At 56.4% G+C, this 13,807-nt stretch carries 15 protein-coding genes; 5 read left to right on the forward strand and 10 right to left on the reverse strand.

Going from position 1 to position 13,807, the window contains the following annotated elements; genetic code table 11:
• Positions 1 to 3 precede the first annotated feature (3 nt).
• Positions 4 to 303, forward strand: a complete 300-nt coding sequence (locus ACLIBF_RS18560; RefSeq protein WP_031375399.1) for a GIY-YIG nuclease family protein — start codon at positions 4 to 6, stop codon at positions 301 to 303.
• Here the strand turns inward: ACLIBF_RS18560 and ACLIBF_RS18565 are convergent.
• Together ACLIBF_RS18565 and ubiT are read right to left on the reverse strand one after the other, a co-directional pair.
• Complete coding sequence (locus ACLIBF_RS18565) at positions 287 to 793, reverse strand: GNAT family N-acetyltransferase (protein ID WP_031375400.1); 507 nt, start codon at positions 791 to 793, stop codon at positions 287 to 289. The two genes, ACLIBF_RS18560 and ACLIBF_RS18565, sit on opposite strands and share 17 nt — an antisense overlap.
• Positions 787 to 1,311, reverse strand: a complete 525-nt coding sequence (gene ubiT / locus ACLIBF_RS18570) for a ubiquinone anaerobic biosynthesis accessory factor UbiT (RefSeq protein ID WP_031375401.1) — start codon at positions 1,309 to 1,311, stop codon at positions 787 to 789. The genes ACLIBF_RS18565 and ubiT overlap by 7 nt, the downstream gene beginning before the upstream one ends.
• A gap of 204 nt (positions 1,312 to 1,515) precedes the next feature.
• Between ubiT and ubiU the strand changes: the two genes are divergently transcribed.
• From ubiU to ACLIBF_RS18585, 3 genes are all read left to right on the forward strand, one after another.
• Positions 1,516 to 2,511, forward strand: coding sequence for a ubiquinone anaerobic biosynthesis protein UbiU (gene ubiU / locus ACLIBF_RS18575; protein ID WP_046289159.1), 996 nt, complete (start codon positions 1,516 to 1,518; stop codon positions 2,509 to 2,511).
• Positions 2,512 to 2,520: 9 nt separating this feature from the next.
• Entirely contained in the window at positions 2,521 to 3,399 is an 879-nt protein-coding gene (locus tag ACLIBF_RS18580) for a U32 family peptidase (RefSeq protein ID WP_031375402.1), read from the forward strand.
• A gap of 115 nt (positions 3,400 to 3,514) precedes the next feature.
• The gene (locus ACLIBF_RS18585; RefSeq protein WP_448310262.1) at positions 3,515 to 4,525 is read left to right on the forward strand and encodes a luciferase-like monooxygenase; all 1,011 of its coding nucleotides are present in this window, start codon (positions 3,515 to 3,517) and stop codon (positions 4,523 to 4,525) included.
• On the opposite strand, the gene ACLIBF_RS18590 is transcribed toward ACLIBF_RS18585, so the two are convergent.
• Positions 4,487 to 5,446, reverse strand: a complete 960-nt coding sequence (locus ACLIBF_RS18590) for an AraC family transcriptional regulator (protein WP_046289158.1) — start codon at positions 5,444 to 5,446, stop codon at positions 4,487 to 4,489. The genes ACLIBF_RS18585 and ACLIBF_RS18590 overlap by 39 nt on opposite strands.
• A 186-nt stretch (positions 5,447 to 5,632) precedes the next feature.
• Between ACLIBF_RS18590 and ACLIBF_RS18595 the strand changes: the two genes are divergently transcribed.
• Positions 5,633 to 6,379, forward strand: a complete 747-nt coding sequence (locus ACLIBF_RS18595) for an SDR family NAD(P)-dependent oxidoreductase (protein WP_031375405.1) — start codon at positions 5,633 to 5,635, stop codon at positions 6,377 to 6,379.
• Positions 6,380 to 6,436: 57 nt separating this feature from the next.
• Here ACLIBF_RS18595 and ACLIBF_RS18600 read toward each other — a convergent pair whose 3' ends face one another.
• The 7 genes from ACLIBF_RS18600 to rbfA all read right to left on the reverse strand — a co-directional run bounded on the left by ACLIBF_RS18600 (position 6,437) and on the right by rbfA (position 13,742).
• Complete coding sequence (locus ACLIBF_RS18600) at positions 6,437 to 8,350, reverse strand: DEAD/DEAH family ATP-dependent RNA helicase (protein ID WP_031375406.1); 1,914 nt, start codon at positions 8,348 to 8,350, stop codon at positions 6,437 to 6,439.
• A gap of 16 nt (positions 8,351 to 8,366) precedes the next feature.
• Entirely contained in the window at positions 8,367 to 8,423 is a 57-nt protein-coding gene (gene yrbN / locus ACLIBF_RS18605) for a protein YrbN (protein ID WP_098053093.1), read from the reverse strand.
• A 105-nt stretch (positions 8,424 to 8,528) separates the two neighbouring features.
• Positions 8,529 to 9,413 carry a lipoprotein NlpI gene (gene nlpI, locus ACLIBF_RS18610; RefSeq protein ID WP_031375407.1) on the reverse strand — a complete coding sequence of 295 codons (885 nt, stop codon included), beginning with the start codon at positions 9,411 to 9,413 and terminating at the stop codon, positions 8,529 to 8,531.
• Positions 9,414 to 9,542: 129 nt separating this feature from the next.
• Complete coding sequence (gene pnp / locus ACLIBF_RS18615) at positions 9,543 to 11,678, reverse strand: polyribonucleotide nucleotidyltransferase (RefSeq protein ID WP_069728795.1); 2,136 nt, start codon at positions 11,676 to 11,678, stop codon at positions 9,543 to 9,545.
• 311 nt (positions 11,679 to 11,989) lie between these two features.
• Positions 11,990 to 12,259, reverse strand: a complete 270-nt coding sequence (gene rpsO / locus ACLIBF_RS18620) for a 30S ribosomal protein S15 (protein ID WP_003851063.1) — start codon at positions 12,257 to 12,259, stop codon at positions 11,990 to 11,992.
• A gap of 131 nt (positions 12,260 to 12,390) precedes the next feature.
• Positions 12,391 to 13,335, reverse strand: a complete 945-nt coding sequence (gene truB / locus ACLIBF_RS18625; RefSeq protein ID WP_279809662.1) for a tRNA pseudouridine(55) synthase TruB — start codon at positions 13,333 to 13,335, stop codon at positions 12,391 to 12,393.
• The gene (rbfA, locus tag ACLIBF_RS18630; RefSeq protein ID WP_031375410.1) at positions 13,335 to 13,742 is read right to left on the reverse strand and encodes a 30S ribosome-binding factor RbfA; all 408 of its coding nucleotides are present in this window, start codon (positions 13,740 to 13,742) and stop codon (positions 13,335 to 13,337) included. The genes truB and rbfA overlap by 1 nt, the downstream gene beginning before the upstream one ends.
• Between the last annotated feature and the right edge of the window lie 65 nt (positions 13,743 to 13,807).

The following is a 13,807-nucleotide window of genomic DNA, read 5'->3' on the forward strand; positions in this document are numbered from 1 at the left end:
ACGATGAGTCAGCGCTGGCAACTCTACATCGTCCGCACGGCGAAAGGGAGCCTCTACACCGGCATCACCACCGACGTTCCGCGCCGGGTGGATCAGCATCAGCGTGGACGCGGCGCCCGGTCGCTGCGCGGCAAAGGCCCGCTGGATCTGGTGTTTCACTGTGAGGCGGGCGATCGCGCCAGCGCCTCCAGACTGGAGTATCAGGTGAAGCAACTGACCCGCCAGCAGAAATTACTGTTGGTGGCGAGCCAGCCGGTTAGTCTGGAAAGCTGGCTGGGTACGCCGGTTAAGGCTGACGGTTAAAGGGTTCAGCGTATTCGATGCGCCCTTCGGCACCGTCGAAGGCATTATCCGCCAGACGGTAGACCTGGAAAGCGGCTTCGCTACCGGGCCAGCGGCTGTGCAGGCCATAGCGGGCAGCAGGCTCAAAGCCAAAGCGGTTAAACAGCGCCGGATCGCCCAGTACCACGACTGCGCTATAGCCGAACTCATTCAGCGTATCCAGCCCTTCATAAATCAGCTGTTTCGCAATGCCCTGACCGCGCAGGCTTTCGTCCACCGCCAGCGGGGCCAGTCCGACCCAGTTGCGATCGTCGCCCTGTACGCTAACCGGACTGAATGCGGCATAGCCCAGCACCTGTCCTTCCTCGTCGGTCGCTACCACGCCCAGCGTCAGCAGGCCATCTTCACGTAACGCCTGGGTCAGTTCAGCTTCGGCTGAGGTGCTGAAACAGCGCCTCAGCAAACTGTCGATGCCCGCGGCATCAACGCCAATCTCGGTACGTATTAACATGCAACACCCGCGCGCGCCTGTGTGGCCTTCGCGTCCTGTTTCATTCCGGCTTCAACAAAATTCGCCATCTGCTGAATTGCCGTGCGTAATGCGGTGGGCATGGCGTCGAGTTCAATAGCATCCATTACGTTCTTCACCTCCAGTCCCAGCTCGGTGTCGCCTTCAATCGCCAGACGGCGCTGAAAGAACAGCATGTCGGGATCTGCTTTGCGTGCTGCCACCAGCAACAAGTCATTGGCATTGCCCCGAAACCAGACATCCGCTTCGGCGTGCTGCAATACCGCCAGTCGGCCATCCTGCATCGTCGTGATCCATTGCAGACTGACATCCGCAATGTCTATCCCCAGCAGGCGTCCTTCGAGAAAGTCTAACTCACCTTCGGCCAAAGCATGGCGAAATTGCCAGTTTAGGAGTTGTTGCAAAAGCAACTTTTTAACCGGGAATGGGGTTAGCGCTGCGGGTAAGCCTAAGATTTCAGGCGCCTTTTTCACAATATGGGCATGTAACCGCTCTAACACTTTCTTCACTCCCTTCAGAAAATTTTACGTATATTGCCACATCCTTTTCTGCGCGCCTCCTCTGAGATCAATAAAAACCGCTGACGGTCGATTAAAAAAACATCATCGGCGATGATCAATTGGAATTTCACTGCCCCAAATCAACGTTTGCCCGTCGGCAGATGCCTAGACTCGTTGCCCATCTGCATGTCGAGAGGATTACCGATGGAACTGCTCTGCCCGGCAGGAAATTTACCCGCAGTGCGCATCGCCGTAGAGAATGGCGCCGATGCCGTATATGTGGGACTGAAAGATGACACCAATGCGCGCCACTTTGCGGGCCTGAACTTCACCGATAAAAAGCTGGCTGAGGCCGCGCGCTATCTGCATCAGCATCAGCGTAAACTGCATGTGGCGATCAATACCTTTGCCCATCCGGACGGCATGGGACGCTGGCAGCGGGCGATTGACGTGGCGGCACAAAACGGTGCAGATGCGCTGATTCTGGCGGATATTGCCACACTGGAATATGCCGCATCCCGCTATCCGCAGGTTGAACGCCATCTGTCGGTGCAGGCCTCCGCCACCAATCTTGAGGCGGTTCGTTTTTACCATCGACACTTCAACTTACACCGCGTGGTGCTGCCGCGCGTGCTGTCAATTCATCAGGTAAAACAGCTCGCCCGCTCAACCCCGGTGCCGCTGGAAGTGTTTGCTTTCGGCAGCCTGTGCATTATGGCTGAAGGACGTTGCTACCTCTCTTCATGGCTGACCGGTGAATCGCCCAACAGCGCCGGTGCCTGTTCGCCAGCGAAGTTCGTGCGCTGGCAGCAGACGCCACAGGGCATGGAGTCACGTCTGAATGAGGTGCTGATCGATCGCTATGCGCCTGACGAAAGCGCGGGCTATCCCACCTTGTGCAAAGGTCGCTATCAGGTTAACGATCAGCGCTATCACGTGCTGGAAGAGCCCACCAGCCTCAATACGCTGGAGCTGCTGCCGGAGCTGCTGCGTGCCGGCATCGCCTCGGTGAAGATTGAAGGCCGCCAGCGCAGCCCGGCTTACGTGGCTGACGTGGCGCGCGTCTGGCGTCAGGCAATCGATCGCTGTAAGGCACAGCCGGAACATTTCGGCGTGACGCCAGAGTGGATGAAGACGCTGGGCGATCTCTCAGAAGGAACACAGACCACGCTGGGTGCCTATCACCGTGAATGGCAATAAGGAGTCATGATGCAATATGCCCTGGGACCGGTGCTCTGGTACTGGCCAACCGAAACACTGGAAAACTTTTATCAGCAGGCAGCCCGCAGCAGTGCGGATATCATCTACCTCGGCGAAGCGGTGTGCAGCAAACGACGCGCCACCAGTTATGCCGACTGGATGACGCTGGCCCGCGAACTGGCTGCCAGTGGCAAACAGGTCGTGCTTAGCACCCTGGCGCTGCTGCAATCGCCGTCGGAACTGAAAGAACTGAAGCGCTACGTTGAAAATGGCGAGTTTCTGATTGAAGCCAATGATATCGGCACGGTGAATATGGCCGCCGAGCGCCATCTGCCGTTTGTTGCCGGGCCGACGCTGAATGTCTATAACGCCGAGACGCTGCAGCTGCTGGTAAAAGAAGGCATGACGCGCTGGTGCATGCCGGTTGAGATGTCGCGCGACTGGCTACTGCAGTTGCTGCAACAGTGCGAAGAACGGGGTATCCGGCAGCAGTTTCAGGTCGAAGTGCTGGGCTATGGCCATCTGCCGCTGGCGTTATCTGCGCGCTGCTTTACCGCGCGTTCAGAAAACCGTGCCAAAGACGCCTGTGAAACCTGCTGCATCAAGTATCCAGAAGGACGTCGCGTGCTGTCGCAGGAAGGTCAGCAGGTATTCGTGCTTAACGGTATTCAGACCATGAGCGGCTACTGCTATAACCTCGGCAACGATTTGCCAGGTATGCATCGCTGGGTCGACTGCGTGCGGCTCTCACCGCAGGATAGTGGAACCCTGGCGGAGATCGATCGCTTCCGCGCCAATGAAAACGGTCAGGCACCGCTGATGGTGGCGAAAGGCAACGATTGTAATGGCTACTGGCGCAAACTGGCGGGCATGACGCTGGCATCCTGAGTAAAAGCACATACCGGCTATATTCCTGCTGAGGTTAGCAGTTTTAATATAAGGAATGATGCGTAATACTAAAAGGTGCAGAATCTGACGTCTGCGCCATATAACGGGAGTAGCCATGTCTGAGAAAAAACCTCTTCGTCTGTCCGTGCTGGATCTGGCGCCGATCCCCCAGGGCGCGACCGCACGTGAGGCGTTCCACACGTCGCTGGCGCTGGCGCGTCAGGCTGAAAAGCTGGGCTACCAGCGCTACTGGCTGGCTGAACATCACAACATGACCGGCATTGCCAGTGCCGCTACCTCGGTGCTGATTGGTTATCTGGCGGCGAATACCGACACGCTACAGCTCGGGTCCGGCGGCATTATGCTGCCTAACCATGCGCCGCTGGTGATTGCCGAGCAGTTTGGCACCCTGGCCTCGCTGTATCCCGGCCGTATTGATTTAGGCCTGGGCCGCGCGCCCGGTTCCGATCAGCGTACGATGGTGGCGCTGCGCCGCCATCTCTCCAGCATGCACGCCGATACCTTTCCGGATGATGTCGCTGAACTGATTGGCTGGTTCGATGCCGATCCGGGCGAACAGCCGGCGGTACAACCGGTGCCCGGTCTGGGGCTGAAAATTCCGGTCTGGCTGCTTGGTTCCAGCCTCTACAGCGCCCAGCTGTCAGCCAAATTGGGTCTGCCGTTCGCCTTTGCTTCGCATTTCGCGCCCGACCAGCTGTTCCAGGCGCTGCACGTCTACCGTGAAAACTTCCAGCCGTCGGCGCGTCTTGAAAAACCTTACGCCATGGTCTGTATCAACGTGGTGGCTGCCGACAGCGAACGTGATGCGCGCTTCCTGTTTACCTCGCAGCAACAGCAGTTTATTAACCTGCGCCGCGGTAAGCCGGGCCCGTTACCCGCACCGGTTGAGAACATGGATAATCTCTGGTCGCCGTCAGAACAGTATGGCGTGCAGCAGGCCTTGAGCATGTCGCTGGTCGGCGATAGCGACAAAGTGCGTCACGGTCTGGCTTCGCTGATGCGCGAAACTCAGGCTGACGAGATCATGGTCAACGGCCAGATTTTCGATACCGAGGCGCGTCTGCGTTCATTCGCCATTGCGATGGAAGCGGCCCGCAGTCTGTAATTCTGCCGGCGGTGGGGGCAAGCCATCGGCACCCACCGCCAGCTGCCGACTGTCACGCGCCGGCGATCGGCCATAAAAGCGGCTGTACTCCCGGCTGAACTGCGAAGCGCTCTGATACCCTACCCGATAGCCCGCCGTCCCTGCATCCAGCTTTTCCACCCGCATCAGCCGTCTCGCCTCATTCAGCCGTAGCTGCTTCTGGTATTGCATCGGCGTCATCGCCGTCACCGCTTTGAAGTGATGATGCAGCGACGAGACGCTCATCCCGACGTTGCTGGCGAGCTGATCAATTTTCAGCGGTCGGTGGAAGTTTTCCCTTAGCCAGCGCGCCGCCTGCGCCACCCGGTTGCCGGGGCGCTCTGCCAGCGCCATATTCAGAATGCGCGGTCCTTCCGGCCCGGTCAGCAGTCGATAGAAAATCTCCTGTTCAATCAACGGCGCCAGCGCGGCGATATCCTGCGGATGATCGAGCAAGCGCACCAGCCGTATCACCGCATCGACCAGCAGCGGTGACATCTTATGCACCGTAATGCCCCGCTCGCTGCGTGCCTGCGACAGCGGCAGCACGGGCGGAAACTGCTCGAGGTAACGCATTAACCGGGTTTCATTGATGGTGATGCCGATACCCAGATTGGGCTTTTCCGGCGTGGCAACGGTGACGCAGCCGCGGACCGGCATATCCAGCGTCACTAATAGCAAATCACCCGGCCCGTAATGCAGGATCTCATCCCCGATATGCAGCGCTTTACCGCCCTGCGCCACCAGCGCAAAGCTGGCCCATTGGGCAATGTGCACCGGCTCGCTGGGGGCTGAACTACGGCCAAAAAACAGACAATCTATGGCGCTGGTGTGCCGGCCATCACTCGGCGCGTGACGATCGATCAGCTGCGCCAGCGCTTGCCACTCAGGGGCTTCTGTCATCACTCCTCCCGTCTCCGTCCGCTCTGTATTCAGATGCGGCAGATCTTAACGTAAGTTAATCCCGACACCCGCCTTGCCCGGTCATCTTTGCAGGATCGTGCAAAAAGCTTGCAGGATTGCGCTACCCACATCCGGCACCAGCGCGCATAGTCTACCGACGCAATCATTACGACAGAGAACAATATTATGAAAGCTCTGGAAAACAAAATAGCGCTGGTGACGGGCGCGTCAAAAGGTATTGGCGCGGCGATTGCCATCGCTTTTGCCACCGCTGGCGCGCGCGTGGTGGTCAACTATCGCCAGGACGAGCCGGGTGCGGCCGATGTGGTGAGCGATATTCTGTCGCTGGGCAGCGAAGCGGTGGCGGTACAGGCGGATATCTCACAACCTCACGAGGTTGAGCGGCTGTTTGCCACCACCGTGGCGGAGTTCGGGGCACCGGATATCGTGGTCAATAATGCCGGCAGTTTCCATCACGGTGACTTTGCAGCCCTGACGCTGGAGGTAATGCGCCAGCAGATCGACGTTAATCTGCTCGGCACCATGCTGGTGTGTCAGCAGGCGATTCACCACTTTCCGCCGCACGGTGGCAGCATCATTAACCTTAGCGCCCTCAACAGCAAAAACAGTACTCCTGGCTCGGTGCTGTGGGCCGCCACCAAAGGGGCGATTGATACCCTGACCCAGGGTCTGGCACGGGAGCTGGGGGCAAAAAATATTCGGGTCAATGCATTAGCGCCGGGGATGATCCTGACCGAGGGTTTGCTGGCAGCCAAGAAGATCAGCCCGCAGCTCAAGGCGCAACTGCTGGCGGCTACACCGCTGGGACGGTTTGGCCTGCCGGAAGATGTCGCCCAGGTGGCGCTCTTTCTCGCCTCTGAGGAGTCAGCCTACGTCAGCGGCGAGCGCGTGATGATCAGCGGCGGCGCCTGACAGGCATAAAAAAAGGGAAGCCCGAAGGCTTCCCTTTTTATCACGATTTAACGGCTGTTATGCGTCACGACGACGTGGTGCTGCGGCAGCGCCATCTTCACGACGTGGACCACGACCGCCTTCACGGTTGAAGCTACGTCCGCCTTCACGACCACCTTCACGGCGTTCAGAAGAGAAGCGACGACCACCTTCACGGTTTGCGCCCGCGCCTGCACCAGCAGGACCACGACGCTCACCACCGGCTGGACGACGATCGCCACGGCCTTCGTTCGGCTGTGCATCACCCAGCAGCTGCATATTCATCGGTTTGTTCAGAATACGCGTACGGGTGAAGTGCTGCAGCACATCGCCTGGCATGCCTTTCGGCAGCTCGATGGTTGAGTGAGTGCCGAACAGCTTGATATTACCAATGTAACGGCTGCTGATGTCGCCTTCGTTAGCAATCGCACCAACAATGTGACGAACTTCAACACCATCATCGCGACCCACTTCGATGCGATACAGCTGCATTTCGCCAACGTCACGACGCTCGCGACGTGGACGGTCGCCATCACGGCTTTCACGTGGACCACGTGAGTCACGCGCTTCGCGGCTGTCACGACGGCCATCACGCTCATCACGATCGCGGAATTCGCGACGTGCCGGACGCGGTGCTTCTGGTGGCAGAATCAGAGGACGTTCGCCCTGTGCCATCTTCAGCAGTGCAGCTGCCAGTGTTTCCAGATCCATCTCTTCTTCTGGCTGCATCTTAGCCAGCAGCGCACGGTACTGATCCAGATCGCTGCTTTCCAGCTGCTGCTGGACTTTAGCCGCAAATTTAGCCAGACGACGCTGACCCAGCAGTTCTGCGTTTGGCAGCTCTACTTCAGGAATAGTCAGCTTCATCGTACGTTCGATGTTGCGCAGCAGACGACGCTCGCGGTTCTCAACGAACAGCAGGGCGCGACCGGCACGGCCCGCACGACCGGTACGGCCGATACGGTGAACGTAAGATTCTGCGTCCATCGGAATGTCGTAGTTCACCACCAGGCTGATACGCTCAACGTCAAGGCCACGGGCCGCAACGTCAGTCGCGATCAGGATGTCAAGACGACCATCTTTCAGGCGCTCCAGCGTCTGCTCACGCAGAGCCTGGTTCATATCACCGTTCAGCGCGGCGCTGTTATAGCCACTACGTTCCAGCGCTTCTGCCACTTCCATGGTTGCGTTTTTGGTACGCACGAAGATGATGGCAGCATCAAAGTCTTCAGCTTCAAGGAAGCGAACCAGTGCGTCTGTTTTACGACCGTAAGCGGTCCAGTAGCTCTGGCTGATATCAGGACGTGTGGTCAGGCTTGACTGAATACGCACTTCCTGTGGATCTTTCATGAAGCGTTTGGTGATGCGACGAATCGCTTCCGGCATGGTTGCAGAGAACAGCGCGGTCTGATGATCGGCTGGAATTTGCGCCATGATGGTTTCAACGTCTTCGATGAAGCCCATGCGCAGCATTTCATCTGCTTCATCCAGCACCAGGCCACGCAGGTTAGAAAGGTCTAACGTGCCGCGTTTCAGGTGGTCAAGCAGACGGCCAGGCGTACCCACAACAACCTGTGGTCCCTGACGCAGTGCGCGCAGCTGCACGTCATAACGCTGGCCGCCGTACAGGGCAACCACGTTCAGGCCACGCATATGTTTAGAGAATTCGGTAACTGCTTCAGCAACCTGTACCGCCAGTTCGCGGGTCGGTGCCAGCACCAGGATTTGTGGCGCTTTAACAGTAGGATCAATGTTGTGTAACAGCGGCAGAGAGAACGCCGCGGTTTTACCACTCCCGGTCTGCGCCATGCCTAACACGTCACGGCCCGCCAGCAGGTGAGGAATACACTCAGCCTGGATTGGGGATGGCTTAACGTAGCCCATGCCATTCAGTGATTCAAGGATGTCGGCGTTCAGGCCAAGGTCAGCAAAAGTGGTTTGAATATCAGTCATGTAGTACACGTGCCTCTTAGATTGCGGCGGCCAGTCTACATAACTCGTCGTGAAAACTTTCAGTCATTTTCATCAAAAAGTGTGAACCGGCTCAAATTAGAAGTTTTGACGAACAGAAAAGCCCTCATCCCTGAAGATGATGACTTGACAGGTTTTACAGGCAATTAAAGTTCGTCAGCTATTGCTGGTCAGATTCTGATAAATCGTCTTGTGCCTGGCCGAGTTGCGCCAGTTCCAACAATGCGTATCGGTGTTCAACAAAGTTATTGACGTTGTTGGCCACCGCCAGTTTGAACAACGCTTTCGCGTCGTCCTTCTCCCCCAGACTTAGGTAGTACTTACCTAAATAGAAGTTGGTTTCACTGAGATGTTCAGCGAGCGAGGTGTTATCCGTTGCGTCCGCCTGGAGACTTTCCATCAACGACTTTTCGCTGATGTCACCCAGGTAGAACTCGACAATATTCCATCCCCATTGGTCTCTGACCGCTTTGTCGTGACGCTGTTGAAGCGCGACTTTTGCCTTGTCGACATCCATCTCACGTTCAACGAGATAGAGCCACAGACTGCGGAAAGGATCGTTAGGATCGTCTTGATAAAACGCCAGCAGATCATCTTGCGCTAACTTGTATCGACCGCCGTAATAGAGGGCGATACCACGGTTTAAATGCGCATAGTTGTAAGTTGGATCAAGCTCAAGTACAGAATCAAACGCTTCATAGGCGGCATCAAAGTTGCCCGCCTGCGTTAAATATATGCCTAAGTAGTTAAACACTTCTGGCATATCTGGTCTTATAGACAGCGCTTGCGAAAAATCGTTCCGCGCTAATGCCCGCAGACCTAAACTATCATACAACACTCCGCGCTCATATAACAGCTGTGCGCGTTCATCATCGGTGAGGGCACGACTGGCAAGAATTTGTTCCATGCGCGCCAGAATCACTTCCTGCTGCAGTGTGGGCTGTAAAGGTACTGCAAGAACTTCGTTCTTACGCCAATTGGAGTTGCTGCATCCTGCCAGCGTCAAAGCTGTCGCAACAAAACACCAGCGCAGAAAAGGCTTCATTTCCCACTCCCGAATACAAACATTGGGATAACCATCCTGTCATCCGCCTGCTGTGCACAAGGATTCCCGCCCTCGCGATGACACAAACGCCCCTCCCTGCCAGGCAAGGAGGGGCAAATCAGCAACGACTTATTCAGCGTCAGGTGTGCTCACCGCTGCAGCTTCTTCAGTCTGCGGCTTAGATTCTGTCGCTTCTTTGATGCTCAGACGAACGCGGCCCTGGCGATCAACTTCCATCACCTTAACCGGAACTTCCTGACCCATCTGCAGATAGTCAGTCACTTTCTCAACGCGCTTATCGGCGATTTGAGAAATGTGCACCAGACCTTCTTTACCACCGCCGATAGCGACGAAGGCGCCGAAGTCAACGATGCGGGTCACTTTACCACTGTAAATGCGGCCCACTTCGATCTCTGCGGTGATCTCTTCGATACGACGAATCGCTTCTTTCGCTTTCAGACCATCGGTCGCGGCAATTTTCACCGTGCCATCATCTTCGATTTCAATCGTGGTGCCAGTCTCTTCGGTCAGTGCACGAATCACTGAGCCGCCTTTACCGATCACATCTTTGATCTTATCAGAGCTGATTTTGATGGTGTAAATGCGCGGTGCGAATTCAGAAATCTCAGTACGCGGGGTGCTGATAGCCTGTTCCATGACGCCCAGAATGTGCAGACGCGCACCCTTGGCCTGGTTCAGCGCTTCCTGCATGATTTCACGCGTGATGCCTTCGATTTTGATGTCCATCTGCAGCGCGGTGATACCTTCACGGCTACCAGCTACTTTGAAGTCCATGTCGCCCAGGTGATCTTCGTCGCCCAGGATGTCAGACAGAACAACAAACTTCTCGTTTTCTTTCACCAGACCCATCGCGATACCGGCAACAGCAGCCTTGATCGGTACGCCTGCATCCATCAGTGCCAGTGAGGCACCACAGACAGAAGCCATTGATGAAGAACCGTTAGATTCGGTGATTTCCGACACTACGCGGACGGTGTACGGGAATTCTTCCGCTTTTGGCATCACGGCCAACACGCCGCGCTTCGCCAGACGACCGTGACCAATTTCACGACGCTTAGGCGAACCGACCATGCCGGTTTCACCGACAGAGTACGGAGGGAAGTTGTAGTGGAACAGGAAGCTGTCGGTACGTTCGCCCATCAGCTCATCCAGATTCTGCGCATCGCGGGTGGTACCCAGCGTCGCGGTTACCAGCGCCTGCGTTTCACCACGGGTGAACAGCGAAGAACCGTGAGTACGTGGCAGCACGCCAGTACGCACATCCAGACCACGGATCATGTCTTTCTCACGACCATCGATGCGCGGTTCGCCGTTCAGAATGCGGGTACGAACCACATTCTTTTCAAGGCTGTGAACGATATCGCCAATTTCAGCGCTATCCAGCGTTTCATCTTCAGCCAGCAGCGCAGCGATGGTTTCATCTTTGATCACGCCAACCTGGGTGTAACGTTCCTGCTTATCAGTGATGCGGTAAGCATCGCTGATGCGCGCTTCAGCCAGCGCAGCCACGCGAGAAATCAGCGCGGTGTTTGCGGCTTCTGGCTGCCAGTCCCAGCGAGGTTTGCCCGCTTCGGCGACCAGCGCGTTGATGTTTTCGATCACAACCTGCTGCTGATCGTGGCCAAATACCACCGCACCCAGCATCTGCTCTTCTGACAGGATCTCAGCTTCAGATTCCACCATCAGAACGGCATTCTGCGTACCGGCAACCACCAGATCCAGACGAGACTGTTTCAGCTCATCGGCCGTTGGGTTCAGCACGTATTGATCGTTGATGTAGCCGACGCGCGCGGAGCCAATTGGGCCGTTGAATGGCAGGCCAGAAAGAGCCAGCGCAGCAGAAGCACCAATCATTGCCACGATGTCCGGGTGAACCTGTGGGTTCACGGAAACCACGGTCGCAATGACCTGGACTTCGTTAACAAAGCCTTCCGGGAACAGCGGACGAATCGGGCGGTCAATCAGACGCGCAATCAGGGTTTCGCCTTCGCTTGGGCGTCCTTCACGACGGAAGAAGCTGCCTGGGATACGACCAGCAGCGTAGGTACGCTCCTGATAGTTAACGGTCAGAGGGAAAAAGTCCTGACCTGGTTTCGCTTTTTTCTGGCCGACAACGGTAACGAATACCGCGGTATCGTCCATGCTCACCATCACAGCGGCAGTCGCCTGGCGAGCCATCATGCCGGTTTCCAGCGTGACGGTATGTTGACCATATTGGAATTTGCGTACGATCGGATTCAGCAAAATCAAAGTCCTTAACTTCGGGGCACGGCTATCTGTAGCCTGCCATTGATTACCGATCTTTAGTTGCATCCCTCGCGACTAATGACAACCCTTAACCGCCCCTGCGGTAAAGCCTCTCATTAGCCGCGCGAAACTCTGCAAACAAAGATCACACTAAGCAACAATACATGAGTTTGGTCCGGATTGCTGCCGATTGCTCGAAAAAAGGGGCCATAAAGGCCCCCTTTTCGCGAAACTCGCACAAATCCGATCGCAGGTCACGTACGGTGCAAAAACGCTGCATGACGCGCCGACGACCCGATTTTTCAGACTTAGCGACGCAGACCGAGGCTTTCGATCAGGCTGCTGTAGCGTGCAACGTCTTTACGCTTCAGGTAGTCCAGCAGCTTACGACGCTGAGATACCATGCGCAGCAGACCGCGGCGGCTGTGGTGGTCTTTTTTGTGCTCAGAGAAGTGACCCTGCAGATGAGTAATCTGCGCAGTCAACAGGGCAACCTGAACTTCGGTTGAACCGCTGTCGTTAGCACCACGGCCATATTTAGCAACGATCTCTGCTTTAGCTTCTACGCTTAGAGACATAATAAACTCCAGTAAAAAATGAATGTATGGGTGCCGATCTCTAATTCAGCATCCCGCTTTAAAGCCGCGCTATTCTACTCTTCGCCCGATAGCAACGCAATTGCGCTATCAGCGAAAAAACATCACGCCACTTAATCCTGATACTCAACCACTAAACGCCGGGGCGCCACGCGGCCATCGTCGGCGATTTCCGCCATGCCGATAAATTTACGCGCCTCGCCTTCGGTGACCCGGACCAGTCCCTGCGCCGGCACGTTGCTGGCCTGCACGGGCTGTCCCTGTTTGAAGTACGCCGCCACGGTAGACAACAAATTCACTTCAGGGAAATCCGCAGCGGGACTGTCCATCGGCAGCAGCAGCGGATCGAGCTGGGTTTCCAGCGGAAGACCGGCTTCGGTCGCGGCAGTCAGCAAACCATTGAGCTGTTCCAGCGTGACCATGCGCTCATACGGGTAGCGTGCAACCTGCACCCGACGCAGCATGATAACGTGCGCACCACAGCCGAGCTTTTCGCCCAGATCATCGATGATAGTGCGGATATAGGTCCCTTTGGAGCAGTGGATTTCCAGCTCCAGTTCATCACCTTCCCAGCGAATAAATTGCAATTCGTAGACGGTGATCGGACGCGGCTCGCGCGCAATCTCAATGCCCTGACGCGCATATTCATACAGCGGTCGGCCCTGATGCTTTAACGCAGAAAACATCGACGGCACCTGCAGCGTTTCGCCGCGGAAGCTGTCCAGTGCCGCATCCAGTTCTGCCTGACTGAAGCTCACCGGGCGCGTCTGCACCACGTTGCCATCGGCATCGGAGGTATCAGTGCGCTCCCCGAGGCGAGCAATCACCCGATAACGCTTATCGGAGTCCAGCAGATACTGTGAAAACTTCGTCGCTTCACCCAGGCAAATCGGCAGCATGCCGGTCGCCAGCGGATCAAGCGCGCCGGTGTGTCCTGCGCGGTTGGCGTTAAAAATACGCTTCACTTTCTGCAGCACATCATTCGACGAGACGCCTTGTGGCTTATCCAGCAACAACACGCCATGGACGTCGCGACCGCGACGACGCGGACGACTCATTACGCCTCCTCGTCTTCACCGGTGGCGTCAGGGCCACGGCGCTCAGCATCGTTTTTCACGACGCTGCTGACGAGGTTAGACATGCGCATCCCTTCGATCAACGAGTTGTCGTAGAAGAAGGTCAGCTCCGGCACGATACGCAGGCGCATCGCTTTGCCGAGCAGAATACGGATATAACCTGAGGCTTCTTTCAGCGCTTTCAGGCCATTTTTTACCGCTTCTTCATCTTTATCATTCAGGAAGGTCACGAACACTTTGGCGTAAGCCAGATCACGTGAGACTTCAACACCGGAGACGGTGACCATCATGCCAAGACGCGGATCTTTAATCTCGCGCTGCAGGATCATCGCAATCTCTTTTTGCAGCTCTTGTGAAACGCGCTGCGGGCGACCAAATTCTTTCGCCATCATTATTTCTCCCAAATAATTCGGGAGGCCAGTGGCCTCCCAAATTGCATCACATCAGCAGTGAC

It is taken from the genome of Pantoea sp. PGP6 (assembly GCF_053474785.1).